This window comes from Mesobacillus sp. (assembly GCF_047739415.1).
Lineage (GTDB): Bacteria > Bacillota > Bacilli > Bacillales > Cytobacillaceae > Mesobacillus.
In genome coordinates this window covers 1-14353 of sequence record NZ_JBIQOE010000217.1, presented here as the reverse complement: position 1 = coordinate 14353, position 14353 = coordinate 1, and the positions used below count along the sequence as shown (strand labels likewise).

12 protein-coding genes and 1 rRNA gene are annotated in these 14353 nt (G+C 42.4%); 9 read left to right on the top strand and 4 right to left on the bottom strand.

What is annotated here, in order from left to right:
- Positions 1-287 precede the first annotated feature (287 nt).
- The 4 genes from jag to rpmH all read right to left on the bottom strand — a co-directional run bounded on the left by jag (position 288) and on the right by rpmH (position 2524).
- A complete protein-coding gene (gene jag / locus ACH0QE_RS17335; protein ID WP_415801820.1) occupies positions 288-908 on the bottom strand; it encodes an RNA-binding cell elongation regulator Jag/EloR in 621 nt (206 codons plus the stop codon).
- Complete coding sequence (spoIIIJ, locus tag ACH0QE_RS17330; protein ID WP_102264754.1) at positions 905-1678, bottom strand: YidC family membrane integrase SpoIIIJ; 774 nt, start codon at positions 1676-1678, stop codon at positions 905-907. The genes jag and spoIIIJ overlap by 4 nt, the downstream gene beginning before the upstream one ends.
- Before the next feature lie 163 nt (positions 1679-1841).
- Entirely contained in the window at positions 1842-2204 is a 363-nt protein-coding gene (gene rnpA, locus ACH0QE_RS17325) for a ribonuclease P protein component (protein ID WP_415801819.1), read from the bottom strand.
- Between the two features lie 185 nt (positions 2205-2389).
- Positions 2390-2524: a 50S ribosomal protein L34 gene (rpmH, locus tag ACH0QE_RS17320; protein WP_013059930.1), complete on the bottom strand. Its 135-nt coding sequence runs from the start codon at positions 2522-2524 to the stop codon at positions 2390-2392.
- 872 nt (positions 2525-3396) lie between these two features.
- On the opposite strand from rpmH, the gene dnaA reads away from it, so the two are divergent.
- The 9 genes from dnaA to ACH0QE_RS17275 form a co-directional block, all read left to right on the top strand.
- Entirely contained in the window at positions 3397-4743 is a 1347-nt protein-coding gene (gene dnaA / locus ACH0QE_RS17315; protein ID WP_415801818.1) for a chromosomal replication initiator protein DnaA, read from the top strand.
- Between the two features lie 181 nt (positions 4744-4924).
- Complete coding sequence (dnaN, locus tag ACH0QE_RS17310) at positions 4925-6061, top strand: DNA polymerase III subunit beta (RefSeq protein WP_041965163.1); 1137 nt, start codon at positions 4925-4927, stop codon at positions 6059-6061.
- Between the two features lie 322 nt (positions 6062-6383).
- Positions 6384-6599 carry a S4 domain-containing protein YaaA gene (gene yaaA, locus ACH0QE_RS17305; protein ID WP_023613365.1) on the top strand — a complete coding sequence of 72 codons (216 nt, stop codon included), beginning with the start codon at positions 6384-6386 and terminating at the stop codon, positions 6597-6599.
- A gap of 19 nt (positions 6600-6618) precedes the next feature.
- Positions 6619-7737: a DNA replication/repair protein RecF gene (gene recF, locus ACH0QE_RS17300; protein WP_415801817.1), complete on the top strand. Its 1119-nt coding sequence runs from the start codon at positions 6619-6621 to the stop codon at positions 7735-7737.
- 10 nt (positions 7738-7747) lie between these two features.
- Positions 7748-7996 (top strand): extracellular matrix regulator RemB, encoded by a 249-nt coding sequence (remB, locus tag ACH0QE_RS17295; RefSeq protein WP_041965165.1) that lies wholly within the window; start codon positions 7748-7750, stop codon positions 7994-7996.
- 115 nt (positions 7997-8111) lie between these two features.
- Entirely contained in the window at positions 8112-10034 is a 1923-nt protein-coding gene (gyrB, locus tag ACH0QE_RS17290) for a DNA topoisomerase (ATP-hydrolyzing) subunit B (protein WP_415801821.1), read from the top strand.
- A gap of 128 nt (positions 10035-10162) precedes the next feature.
- Positions 10163-12721, top strand: a complete 2559-nt coding sequence (gene gyrA, locus ACH0QE_RS17285; protein ID WP_415801816.1) for a DNA gyrase subunit A — start codon at positions 10163-10165, stop codon at positions 12719-12721.
- 93 nt (positions 12722-12814) lie between these two features.
- Positions 12815-13900 carry an HD-GYP domain-containing protein gene (locus ACH0QE_RS17280; protein ID WP_415801815.1) on the top strand — a complete coding sequence of 362 codons (1086 nt, stop codon included), beginning with the start codon at positions 12815-12817 and terminating at the stop codon, positions 13898-13900.
- Between the two features lie 370 nt (positions 13901-14270).
- Positions 14271-14353 (top strand): 16S ribosomal RNA (locus ACH0QE_RS17275); the annotation flags it as partial.

Genomic DNA, 14353 nt, shown 5'->3' with positions numbered 1-14353 from the left:
CAAGTCGCCAATAAAAATTGATTTTCGCCAATATACTGCTCAGTATCGCCAATAAAACTAATTTTTCGCCAATAAATCTTTATTATCGCCAATAAAATTGTGAAAACCGCCAATAAATTTATTCATTGAACAAATTTATATTGCTGCAGGTCCAGAAAATACTAAAATTCCACTCTACTGAAGCGATTTTGGGGCTCAACTTCACAAAATATACGCTATACTCTTTAAAACAAGTAATAAAAGTGCACAAAAAAACCCCGGATTTCACTAGATCCAGGGTTCTTCTATTACTTCGAAGGCGCGATCACAATATGTCTATGTGGTTCTGTGCCATCGGAATAGGTTTTGATTTTCTTATTTTTCATTAATGCAGTATGAATCACTTTGCGTTCATACGAAGGCATAGGTTCAAGCGCGACGGTCTGGCCAGTTCTGACTGCTTTTTGCGCAAGGCGTTCGGCTAATTGCACGAGTGTATCATTCCTACGCTGGCGATAGTCCTCAGCATCAAGCAATACAGTAGAATACTGTTCAGAAAATCGGTTCATCACGAGCTGCGTCAAAAATTGCAGGGAATTCAGCGTTTGCCCTCTTTTTCCAATCAGCAAAGCGATTTTCTCGCCCGACATCGTAAAGAGTACTGTTTTCCCTTCTTTTTTCACATCAACTTCAATTGGAGCTCCCATTTGCAAGCCAACCGACTTCAAATAATTTACGGCTTCTTCAACAGCATCGATTTTTACTGTCACCTTGACGACAGCCGGCCGTGTGCCGAAAAGTCCGAAAATCCCCTTTTTGCCTTCATCAATTACATCAATTTCTGTGCGGTCTTTGGTTGTCTTTAATTGAGCTAAAGCGGATTCTACTGCTTCGTCGACATTTTGTCCTGTAGCAGTTACCTGTTTCACTTTTTTGCTCCTCCCGCATTGCCGGCAGCTGCTGCTTTAAGATCCGGCCCTTTAATAAAGTAAGTTTGAACAATCATGAATAAGTTACCAACTACCCAGTACAATGAAAGTGCTGCCGGGAAATTGATCGCAAATACAATGATCATGATTGGCATCAGCCAAAGCATCATTGCCATCTGCGGATTTGCTTCCTGGCCAGCCATCATCATTTTTTGCTGGATGAAGGTCGTAGCACCTGCAACTAGCGGCAGGATATAGTATGGATCCGGTGAACCAAGGTCGAACCATAGGAAGTTATGCTCGGCGATCTCCCTCGTTCTTGAAATCGCGTGGTAAAAACCAATCAGGATCGGCATCTGAACGATCAGCGGAAAACATCCTGCAAGCGGATTGACACCATGCTTCTGGAAAAGTGCCATTGTTTCCTGCTGGAGCTTCTGCTGGGTTTTCTGATCCTTGGAGCTGTATTTTTCTTTTAACTTTGCCATTTCCGGCTGCAATGCCTGCATCGCTTTCGAACTTCTCGTTTGCTTAATCATAAGCGGCAAGATTGCAAAACGGATGATTAACGTTACAGCAATAATCGATAAACCAAAGCTGCCACCAAGCCACTCAGCCATCTTGACGATTAACAAGGATAATGGATAGACGATATATTCATTCCAAAAACCCTTGCTTTCCTCAGTGATTGGCTGGTCATATTCCATACAGCCTGTCAGCACGGTCATCACTAAAAGCAAGCCCATTATCAATAATATTCTTTTTTTCAAGCTTCATTTCCTCCTAACTTCCCGGTACGTTCATTTATTTTACAAAAGTTTGTCCCAAAATTTATGTACATTTAGCCTTGTCAGCGCAATGCAATCAAGAGTATTTTAACATCTTTTATAGGGAAGCGCTTTTAAAAATTGCAATTCGGCAAATATTTTTGCCTCAATCATTATCTCCACGTTTTGGCTTCTTCAAAACCTTGCCGACCTTCAAGACATGCTCCAGGCTTTTCTTCACTTCATGCATATCCATTTCAGCGGTTGGCTTTCTGGCAATGATGATGTAATCGTTCCCGTTATGGACATAATCCTGAAGTTCAAGAAAGGACTGCCGGATATATCTTTTGATCTGGTTGCGCATGACGGCATTGCCAATTTTTTTGCTGACTGACAAACCAATGCGGAAGTTTTCCTGCTCAGGTTTTTTTAAAATATAAACAACAAATTGCCGGTTCGCAACCGATCTTCCTTTTTTAAAAGCCTCTTGGAATTCTTTATTTTTTTTTACTCTGAAGTCTTTTTTCATCTATAGCACCTTCAATTCTCTATGGATCTGAATTTTTCTTTGGGGTTCTTTTAAAAAGGCGGGCAAAGGAATTTATTCTATTCAGTATTGCCAAAAATAAATCCCCTAAAGCCACTTTGCCAGCATACAGAGCTCCCAAAATAGTATTGCCCAAAGAGAAAAAAGACCACTGACATTTCAGTGGCCTAAGCTGATAATACTTTTCTTCCTTTGCGACGACGGCGAGCAAGAACCTTACGGCCATTTGCACTGCTCATGCGGGCACGGAATCCGTGAACTTTGCTATGTTTACGTTTATTTGGTTGATAAGTGCGTTTCATATATGTTACACCTCCCTGAGGAATAGCTGTTACAGACAGTCTTTGTAATTATAAGGATGGTGACTATGGATTGTCAAGTGCCTATTCAGAAATCGGCGGCATTACCAGAATTTAAAAAAACAGATTCCCTTCGATTTCTTTAATCTCTATAAATGTTTGTATTCTCTAACCTGGACCTGAATCATTTCGGAACCCTTTCGGAACTTTATGATCCATTAAGAATAGCAAATCCAGAAGCCAGTCTTATTAAAAATTTCATAAAGAAAGTTCACTAAGAATCCATGGTCAAAAAAAATTCACGAAGAATATTTTTCGCCTTCAATAGAAATGTTAATCGATATATTTTCATTGGTTAATTTGTGTCTCCAAGCGCCCTGTGGACAAAAATCGACATGTTTTTTATTATCCACAAGGCTTCCTGACAGCTTTTACACAATTCAAGTGCCTGTGGACAATTACTCTCCACAGTGATAGTGTATTGTGGATAATGTATTAAAAAGCGTTGCGCCATGCTAGATTATCTGATATTATATTTGTGTTTTCACTCTTAATAATTCGATAACGAAAATATACTTATCCACAAATTGTGGATAAGCTGTGGATAGGTTATTCAGGCCTGTTGTAAAACTTTGTCCACAGAAAGTGGATATTGTCGAAAAGCTTCCTTTCTTCCTTATTATATGTTTTTCCACATTAATAGTTTCGTATATTTATTAATTCAGGGGTTGTACAGTATGTATAACCTTTGATTTTATGCTTTTCGAGCAGACTATTTTCCTGAAGGCCAGAAGATTTGTGTGAAATTGCGAGTGCAAATGCAGCCAGATATAGAGAAAAAAGCGTAAAAACGACAAGAAAAGGAGGGATAATTGTTGGAGAACATTGCAGATCTCTGGAACAACGCTCTCGCTAAAATCGAGAAAAAGATCAGCAAGCCTAGTTTCGATACATGGCTTAAATCAACAAAGGCACATTCCTTGCAAGGTGATGTCCTTACGATTACAGCCCCGAATGAGTTTGCCCGTGACTGGCTGGAGGAACGTTATTCCCAGTTAATCAGCGGTATATTGTATGAAATCACTGGTGAAGAGCTTTCTGTAAAATTCATTATTCCCCAGAACCAGAACGAAGAAGATCTCGACATGCCATTGCCGCCCAGACGAGTGAAGAAGGAAGACGATATTCCTGATTTGCCTGTCAGCATGCTGAACCCAAAGTATACATTTGATACTTTTGTCATTGGTTCAGGCAACCGTTTCGCCCACGCGGCGTCGCTTGCAGTAGCTGAAGCACCGGCAAAAGCCTATAACCCCTTATTCATTTATGGGGGCGTAGGACTTGGTAAAACCCACTTAATGCATGCAATCGGACACTACGTCCAGGACCATAATCCGAATGCCAAAGTGGTTTATTTGTCTTCTGAAAAATTCACGAATGAATTCATCAACTCGATCAGGGACAATAAAGCGGGAGATTTCCGCAATAAATACCGCAATGTCGATGTCTTGCTCATTGATGATATTCAGTTCCTGGCGGGAAAAGAACAGACGCAAGAGGAATTTTTCCATACATTCAATACATTGCATGAGGAAAGCAAGCAGATTGTCATCTCAAGTGACCGTCCGCCAAAAGAAATTCCAACACTTGAAGACAGGCTGAGATCCCGCTTCGAATGGGGTTTGATTACTGATATCACTCCGCCAGACCTAGAAACGCGGATTGCGATCCTTCGTAAGAAGGCTAAAGCAGAAGGCCTGGATATTCCGAATGAGGTTATGCTTTATATCGCAAACCAAATCGACTCCAACATCCGTGAGCTTGAAGGTGCTTTGATCCGTGTCGTCGCTTATTCTTCACTGATCAATAAGGATATCAATGCGGACCTGGCAGCTGAAGCTCTTAAGGATATTATCCCGAGCTCTAAGCCGAAGGTCATCACGATTCTTGACATCCAGAGGGTTGTCGGACAGCAGTTCAATGTGAAGTTAGAGGATTTTAAAGCGAAGAAAAGGACAAAATCCGTAGCATACCCTAGACAAATCGCTATGTACTTATCAAGAGAGCTGACTGATTTCTCGCTTCCTAAAATTGGCGAAGAGTTCGGGGGCCGTGACCATACGACGGTCATCCATGCCCATGAAAAAATATCTAAGATGATTTCAGTTGATGCGAACCTGCAAAGGCAGCTGAAAGATATAAATGAACAATTAAGGGTTTAGGAAAGTGTGAATAACTCTCCATTGGTTACGCACAGTCTGTCCACATGTGGATAGGCTGTGTTTCCTTTGAACAAACCCACTTATCCACAAATCCACAGGCCCTACTAGTACTTCTACTCTTTTTTAAAACATATTAATATATGCATTTAAGAGAAAAATATACCTAACTGGAGGCAAAAAAATGAGATTTATTATCCAGCGCGATTCATTGCTTCAAAGCGTCCAAGACGTAATGAAGGCAGTGACAAGCAGAACAACAATCCCCATTTTGACAGGTATTAAGATTGTTGCTAACGAAGAGGGTGTAACTCTTACAGGCAGCGATTCTGATATTTCCATCGAATCTTTCATTCCTAAAGAAGAAGCTGGGGATGAAATCGTCGAAATCAAACAGCCAGGATCCATTGTTTTGCAGGCGCGTTTCTTTAGTGAAATCGTTAAAAAGCTGCCTACAGATACAGTAGAAATCGAAGTCCATAACAATCTGCAGACCATTATCCGTTCTGGTAAATCAGAATTTAACTTAAATGGCCTGGATGCAGAAGAATATCCACATCTTCCGCAAATCTCGGAAGAACATGTATTCAAGATCCCGACAGACCTATTAAAAGGCTTGGTCCGCCAAACTGTCTTTTCAGTGTCCACCTCAGAAACACGCCCCATCTTGACAGGTGTAAACTGGAAGGTCGAAAACAATGAATTAATCTGTATTGCAACAGATAGCCATAGACTTGCATTGAGAAAAGCTAAACTCGATGCAGAAAGCACTGGCAGCTATAATGTGGTCATTCCAGGGAAAAGTTTGACAGAATTGAGCAGAATTCTTGATGACAGTTCAGATTCCGTGGATATCGTCATTACTGAAAACCAGGTATTGTTTAAAGCAAAACATTTACTATTCTATTCAAGACTGCTTGAAGGAAACTATCCTGATACAGGAAGATTGATCCCAACTGAGAGCAAAACAGATGTAGTCGTTAATACAAAGGAATTCCTTCATGCGATCGACCGTGCATCACTGCTTGCAAGAGAGGGAAGAAACAATGTCGTCAAGTTCTCCACAATCGAAGGCGGCGCAATTGAAGTTTCGTCAAACACACCTGAAATCGGTACTGTTGTCGAAGAAATCCAAAGCCAATCAATCGATGGCGAGGAACTGAAAATTTCATTCAGCGCGAAGTATATGATGGATGCCCTAAAAGCATTGGAAGGAACAGAAATCCAGATCAGCTTCACAGGCGCGATGAGACCATTCGTCATCCGTCCGCTTCACGACGACTCCATCCTGCAGCTAATCCTGCCGGTAAGAACTTACTAAAATCTATACTGCCACCAGTTTTATTGCTGGTGGTTTTTTTCTTATATAGGGAAAATAGATTTTATTTTAGCCGAAGATGATGTTTAGCACCCTGTTGATTGGAGTGGAAGGCGCGAAGACTCCTGCGGGAGGATGGGTCAGTGGAGACCCCGCAGGAGTGAAACGACGAGGAGGCTCCACGAGCCACCCGCGGAAAGCGAAGCGCCTGGAACGGAAATCAACAGGCCTAGGCCATAGGCAAAAAAATAAGAAAATTTGTTTCTATGGAAAAAATTTAGTAAAATAAAGTATTAAGTCCTTTTGGAAGAAAAGGGTGAGAAACGTGAATGAGGAAATAAAAATTGATACGGAATATATCACGCTTGGCCAATTCCTGAAACTTGCCGATGTAATTCAATCAGGCGGAATGGCAAAGTGGTTTTTAAGTGAACATGATGTTTTTATCAATGGTGAACAAGATCAGCGAAGAGGAAGGAAGCTTCGTTCCGGAGACCAGGTATCGATTCCTGGGTTTGGCGAGTTCAGCATAACGCAATAATCCAGAGGATGAACTGTTCATGTATATAGAGGAACTGCAGTTAAGGAATTACCGCAATTACCAGGGATTAGAGGCGACATTTGAAAATAAAGTCAATGTCATCCTTGGGGAGAATGCCCAGGGGAAAACGAATGTCATGGAGTCTATCTATGTATTGGCAATGGCAAAGTCGCACCGGACCTCCAATGATAAAGATTTGATTCGCTGGGACGAAGAATATGCTAAAATAGAGGGACGGATTAAAAAAAACAACGGATCTTTGCCTATGCAGCTTGTCATTTCGAAAAAAGGCAAGAAGGCTAAAGTCAATCATCTCGAACAGCGGAAGCTAAGCCAATATGTCGGCAATATGAATGTCGTCATGTTTGCACCCGAGGACCTTAACCTGGTAAAAGGGAGTCCCCAAGTCAGAAGACGATTTGTCGATATGGAAATTGGACAGGTTTCGGCGATATATTTGCATGATATGGGACAGTACAACAAAATTCTCCAGCAGCGTAACCATTATTTGAAACAGCTTCAAATCAAAAAAACAAGTGACCATACCATGCTCGATATCCTGACGGAACAATTTATCCAGGCAGCTGCGAGGATTATTGTGAAGCGGTTTGAATTCCTTCATTTGCTTGAGCAATGGGCATTGCCGATCCACCATGGGATATCCAGAGGGTTCGAGGATTTGAAAATCGTCTATAAACCTTCCGCAGACGTATCAGAAGATGATGATTTGTCGAAAATGATAGCAGTGTATGAAGAAAAATTTGCTAAAATAAAGACAAGAGAAATTGACCGAGGCACCACCATGTTCGGACCGCATAGGGATGACCTGCAATTTTTCGTGAATGGCCGTGATGTCCAGACGTTCGGGTCGCAGGGCCAGCAAAGGACGACGGCACTTTCGGTGAAATTGGCAGAAATTGAATTGATCAATTCAGAAATTGGGGAATATCCAATCCTGCTGCTTGATGATGTCCTTTCTGAGTTAGATGATTATCGTCAATCGCATTTATTAAATACCATCCAGGGCAAAGTTCAAACATTCGTCACCACAACAAGTGTGGATGGGATCGACCATCAGACATTAAGGGAAGCAGCCACTTATAACGTGAAAATCGGCGAAATGTCAAGAATCCAATGAGGTGGACTACATGTATTTGCATGTTGGTGAGGAAGTCCTTGTAAGGACAAAAGATATTATTGCTATATTAGATATTGAAAGCGCCAGCTCTTCCCCGTTCATGGAAGAGTTCATAACGCGCCAGGACCAGCAGATTGTCCATTTGGCCAAAGGAACGGTCAAGTCAATCGTGGTAACAGGAAATCATATATATTATTCCCCACTCGCATCAGGAACATTAAAGAAACGCTCCCAAAAATTATCCGTCCAGGAATTTTAATAGATCGGCTTATTCGCAAAAAATGTCGAAAAAAAACGATATATGCGAAATTAGCCAATAGATAAGTTTTAAAAAAAGTTGATTGAAAATGAAAGTGTAGGTGATCGATATGGCAATGGAGGAACAATCCGTGCAAGGACAAGCGTATGATGAAAGCCAGATACAAGTGCTTGAAGGCCTGGAAGCTGTACGCAAACGTCCAGGGATGTATATCGGATCAACGAGTGGAAAAGGTTTGCACCATCTTGTATGGGAAATCGTTGATAATAGTATAGATGAAGCACTTGCCGGCTACTGTGACGAGATTAATGTCATTATCGAAGAGGATAACAGTATCACAGTTCAGGATAATGGCCGTGGAATCCCAGTTGGTATCCACGAAAAGATGGGAAGGCCAGCGGTTGAGGTCATTATGACGGTACTCCACGCCGGTGGTAAATTCGGCGGCGGAGGCTATAAGGTTTCCGGAGGTCTGCACGGTGTAGGTGCATCCGTTGTTAATGCCTTATCCACTTATCTTGAAGTATTTGTCCATCGCGATGGCAAAGTCCATTATCAGAAATTTGAACGAGGCGCTGTTGGTGACCCGTTGAAGATCATTGATGAAACGGACCGAACAGGAACAACTGTACACTTTAAGCCTGACCCGGAAATTTTCACCGAGACATTAGAATACGACTATGATACACTCGCAAACCGTTTGCGTGAGCTTGCCTTCCTGAACAGAGCGATCAAGATTACGATTGAGGATAAGCGCGGTGAAGGCAAAAAGAATGAGTATTATTACGAGGGCGGAATTAAATCTTATGTTGAGCATTTAAATCGTACTCGAGAAGTCCTTCATGAAGAACCGATTTATATTGAGGGTGAAAAAGAAGGCATTACTGTAGAGGTAGCTCTCCAATACAACGACAGCTACACAGGAAACATATACTCTTTCGCGAACAATATCCACACTTATGAAGGTGGTACTCATGAGTTTGGCTTCAAAACAGCCTTGACTCGTGTGATTAATGATTATGCCCGTAAACACGGAATCTTCAAAGAAAGTGATTCAAATCTCTCGGGTGATGACGTTCGTGAAGGTTTGACGTCAATCGTGTCGATAAAACACCCTGATCCACAGTTCGAAGGCCAAACGAAAACAAAGCTCGGGAATTCAGAGGTCCGTACGGTAACTGACACACTCTTTTCCGACCACTTTGAAAAATTCATGCTTGAGAACCCGAATGTTGCCAGAAAGATTGTCGACAAAGGACTCATGGCAGCAAGAGCAAGGCTTGCAGCGAAAAAGGCGCGTGAGCTGACTAGAAGAAAGAGCGCGCTTGAAATCTCAAGCTTGCCGGGCAAACTGGCTGACTGCTCTTCAAAGGACCCGGCCATCAGTGAAATTTATGTTGTTGAGGGTGACTCTGCGGGCGGATCTGCCAAGCAGGGCCGTGACCGCCACTTCCAGGCGATCCTGCCATTGCGAGGGAAAATCCTGAACGTTGAAAAATCACGTCTTGATAAAATTTTATCCAATAATGAGGTAAGAGCGATCATTACAGCGATCGGCACAGGAATCGGCGAAGACTTCGATCTTTCAAAAGCTCGTTACCAAAAAATCGTCATCATGACTGATGCCGATGTCGATGGTGCCCATATCCGAACTCTATTATTGACGTTCTTCTACCGATACATGAGAAAAATCCTTGAAGCAGGATACATTTATATTGCCCAGCCGCCTTTATACAAAATCCAGCAGGGCAAAAAAATCGAGTATGCTTATAACGACAAGCAGCTTGAACAGATTCTCGCGGAGCTTCCACAGCAGCCGAAGCCAGGCATCCAGCGCTATAAGGGTCTTGGTGAGATGAATCCTGAACAGCTATGGGAGACAACGATGAATCCTGAAACAAGGACACTGCTCCAGGTAAGCCTAGAGGATGCGATCGAATCGGATGAAACGTTTGAAATCCTGATGGGTGATAAGGTAGAGCCTCGACGCAATTTCATCGAGCAGAATGCACTTTATGTAAAGAACCTGGATATTTAATAATATATGCTCAGGATAGAAGGTTCTGCCTCTATCCTGCTTTTTCTGAAATGGCCAAGGGGCCGCGCAGAGCGCTTTGCCCCTAAATGGCCATGTTGAACAGAGTTCCTAAAGGAGGTCTCTCTTAAATGTCTGAAACACCAAATCCACGTGTAAAAGAGATTAATATTAGCCAGGAAATGCGTTCATCTTTCCTGGATTATGCCATGAGTGTTATCGTGGCACGTGCGCTTCCGGATGTCCGTGACGGCTTGAAGCCGGTACATAGAAGGATCCTGTATGCGATGCATGACCTTGGTATGCATTCGGATAAGGCCTACAAAAAATCAGCGAGGATCGTCGGTGAAGTAATCGGTAAGTATCACCCGCACGGTGACTCTGCTGTATACGACACAATGGTCCGTATGGCACAAAATTTCAACTACCGTTATATGCTTGTCGATGGACATGGAAACTTCGGTTCTGTCGATGGCGACGCTGCAGCAGCGATGCGTTATACAGAAGCGCGTATGTCGAAAATTTCGATGGAACTTTTGCGTGACATCAATAAAGATACGATTGACTATCAGGATAACTATGACGGTTCTGAAAGAGAACCGATTGTTATGCCTTCAAGGTTCCCGAACCTGCTCGTCAACGGTACTTCGGGTATCGCTGTCGGAATGGCGACCAATATCCCTCCTCACCAGCTTGGCGAGGTTATCGATGGTGTATTGGCCATCAGTAAGGATCCTGACATGACAATCATGGAATTGATGGAAATCATCACAGGACCAGACTTCCCGACAGCAGGAATGATATTAGGGCGCAGTGGCATCCGTAAAGCTTATGAGACTGGCCGCGGTTCGATTACCTTGCGTGCAAAGGTTGAAATCGAACAGAAATCAAATGGCAAGGAAGTCATCATCGTCAGGGAACTTCCTTACCAGGTCAATAAAGCCAAGTTGATTGAAAAAATCGCTGAGTTAGTCCGTGACAAGAGACTTGACGGCATTACAGACCTGCGGGATGAATCTGACCGTAAAGGTATGAGGATTGTTATTGAAGTTCGCAAGGATGCGAATGCCAATGTCCTTTTAAACAACCTTTATAAACAAACTGCATTGCAGACAAGCTTTGGTATCAACCTCCTTGCGTTAGTGGATGGCCAGCCGAAGGTCCTTAACCTCAAACAATGTCTGACCTACTATCTTGATCATCAGGTAGTCGTCATTCGACGCCGCACAGAGTTTGAACTTAGGAAGGCAGAAGCACGTGCCCATATTCTTGAAGGGCTGCGAATCGCGCTCGATAACCTTGATGCGGTCATCAGCCTGATCAGAAGCTCCCGCACGACGGATATCGCTAGAGAAGGATTGATGACACAGTTCAAGTTATCCGAAAAGCAAGCACAGGCTATCCTTGATATGCGTTTACAGAGGCTTACAGGCTTGGAGCGCGAAAAAATTGAAGAAGAGTTCCAAAACCTTATGCAGTTGATCTCAGAATTAAAAGCGATCCTTGCTGATAATGAAAAAGTTCTTGAAATCATCCGCGAAGAGCTGACTGAAATCAAAGAGCGATTCAACGATGAGCGACGTACAGAGATTGTATCTGGCGGTCTTGAAATGATCGAGGATGAAGACTTGATTCCTCGTGAAAATATCGTCATTACCCTGACACATAATGGCTACGTTAAGCGCCTGCCTGTATCTACATATAGAGCACAGCGCCGCGGAGGACGCGGAATCCAGGGTATGGGAACGAATGAAGATGACTTTGTAGAACATCTGATTACCACTTCAACGCACGATACCATCCTGTTCTTTACAAACAAGGGTAAGGTGTATCGTTCGAAGGGTTACGAAATCCCAGAATTCAGCAGGACAGCGAAGGGTATCCCAATCATCAACCTGCTGGAAATCGAGAAGGGCGAATGGGTCAACGCCATCATTCCTGTTTCAGAGTTCGTCGATGACTGGTTCCTGTTCTTCACAACGAAAGAAGGAATTTCAAAACGTTCACCACTTTCATCATTTGCGAATATCCGCAACAATGGTTTGATTGCCCTGAACCTGCGTGAAGGCGATGAATTGATCTCTGTCCGAATGACAGACGGCAGCAAAGAAATGATCATTGGCACGAAGAACGGCTTATTGATCCGTTTCCCTGAAACCGATGTCCGCTCAATGGGACGTACTGCCACCGGAGTAAAGGGTATTACTCTTTCAGATGACGATGAAGTTGTCGGCATGGAAGTCCTTGAAGAAACTGCTGAAATCCTCGTTGTAACTAAGAACGGATACGGCAAGCGAACTCCTTCTGAAGAATACAGAAGGCAAGGACGCGGCGGAAAAGGAATCAAGACATGTAACATTACTGATAAAAACGGCGACCTTGTGACGATGAAAGTCGTGACTGGTGAGGAAGACCTCATGCTGATCACAACAGGTGGTGTCCTGATCCGGATCCCTGTAAGCTCTATCTCAATGACAGGGCGTAATACACAAGGGGTAAAATTAATCAGCCTTAATAAAGCGGAAAATGAATATGTTGCGACAGTGGCTAAAGTCGATAAGGAAGAAGAGAAACCTGAAGACCTAGAACTAGATGAAAATGAAAATGTTGAAGCAACAGTTGCTCCTGAAGAAGTTGGCAGTGAAGAAGCAGAAGTGACTGAAACACCAGCTGAAGAGGGAGAAGAATAAACTTTTTGAGAGGAACACAAAAATGTGTTCCTCTTTTTTGGTAAAATAAAGTAAAATAATTGTAAGAAAATTAAAATTCCGGGGTGGAAAGCCTTGCGCGTACTCGTAGACAACCTTAAAGAGGGCTGTATCCTTACTGATGATGTTCTAAGTAAAACCAATCGACCTATCATGAACAAAAAAACAGTATTGTCTGAGCATTTAATCGATATACTGAAAGTTTTTTTGGTTAAAGAAGTGGATGTTGAAAAAACGTTAGTGAATGGGATGCCTTTCCTTGCACCTTCAACAGGCAGCGATAAGAAATCTGGCTTGAAGCCTAATGAAGGTAGAGAAACTTTTATCGACTTGTTTTTACAGGCGAGACAGAACTTCAAAAAGGAGTTTATCTCCTGGCAATCAGGAATGCAGATAGACGTTGCTAAATTGAGGTCCATTATTGTCCCATTGATTGAGCAGGTTGAAATGACTTCTTCGGATATATTCAATCTTCACCATTATTCAACCAAGGCTGAATACATATATGATCATCCTTTGGCTGTAGGAATTATCAGTGCCTTTATCGCCAAAAAGCTGAATTACAGCAAAGGGGATATAACCCAGATTGCACTGGCTGGATGTTTATCGGATTGCGGCATGGCGAAGATCAGTCCAACACTACTTAATAAAAACACGACTCTTACAGTAGATGAATTTGAGGAAATCAAAAAACACCCTACTTACAGCTATCAGATGGTAAAGAATAGTCCATTGCTTAAGGAGGCCACAAAAATTGCGGTTCTTCATCATCATGAAAGAATGGATGGCAGCGGCTATCCATTTGGAGAAAAGGCGAATCGGATTCATCCTTTTGCAAAAATACTTGCTGTAGCCGATTCTTTCCATGCGATGACATCGGAGAGAATTTATAAACCAAAACACTCTCCATTTAAAGTGATCGAGATGATCAATGAGGAGCTATTTGGGGAATTCGACATTACCGCCCTGAAAGCATTGAGTTCTGCGATCATGAATTATTCAGTTGGTACTAAAATCCGCCTTTCAGATGGACAGGCCGCTGAAATCATTTTTGTAGAAGAAAAGAATCCAGCAAGACCTTTAGTGAAATTGTTGGAGACAGATCAGATTCTTGCTTTGGAAAAGAACAGGTACTTGCACATCGAGGAAATCATACAATAAGCCGGCTATCCCAGCCGGCTTTGTTTTTTCTCAAGTACGGCCTTTTGGGGTTTAGAACAAAGGATATGAATTAAAAGCTAGATAGTTTTGAGAAAGTGGTTAAAATGTATTGCATTAAAATAATTTGCCTGATATAATCTTCAAAGTCAGTAACGAGACAACAACTTCAAATTAAGAGTTTTTGAAAAAAAGTTATTGACTTATACAGTTAGTAAATGTTATATTATTAAAGTCGCTTCCGGGCGACAGCGCAAGAAATTGCTCTTTGAAAACTAAACAAACAAGCGTCAACAAACAATAAATTTTCATGACTTCTATTATAGAAGATCATGAGCCAACGTTTTAACTTTATGAGCTAACTCATAACTCTTTCTTGGAGAGTTTGATCCTGGCTCAGGACGAACGCTGGCGGCGTGCCTAATACATGCAAGTCGAGCGGATCTTCATTAGCTT

Excerpts from the sequence above, each read along its gene's own strand:
- rnpA (WP_415801819.1), bottom strand. The coding sequence starts at position 2,204 with ATGAAAAAAGACTTCAGAGTAAAAAAAAATAAAGAATTCCAAGAGGCT.
- rpmH (WP_013059930.1), bottom strand. The coding sequence starts at position 2,524 with ATGAAACGCACTTATCAACCAAATAAACGTAAACATAGCAAAGTTCAC.
- dnaN (WP_041965163.1), top strand. The coding sequence starts at position 4,925 with ATGAGATTTATTATCCAGCGCGATTCATTGCTTCAAAGCGTCCAAGAC.
- recF (WP_415801817.1), top strand. The coding sequence starts at position 6,619 with ATGTATATAGAGGAACTGCAGTTAAGGAATTACCGCAATTACCAGGGA.
- remB (WP_041965165.1), top strand. The coding sequence starts at position 7,748 with ATGTATTTGCATGTTGGTGAGGAAGTCCTTGTAAGGACAAAAGATATT.
- gyrB (WP_415801821.1), top strand. The coding sequence starts at position 8,112 with ATGGAGGAACAATCCGTGCAAGGACAAGCGTATGATGAAAGCCAGATA.
- gyrA (WP_415801816.1), top strand. The coding sequence starts at position 10,163 with ATGTCTGAAACACCAAATCCACGTGTAAAAGAGATTAATATTAGCCAG.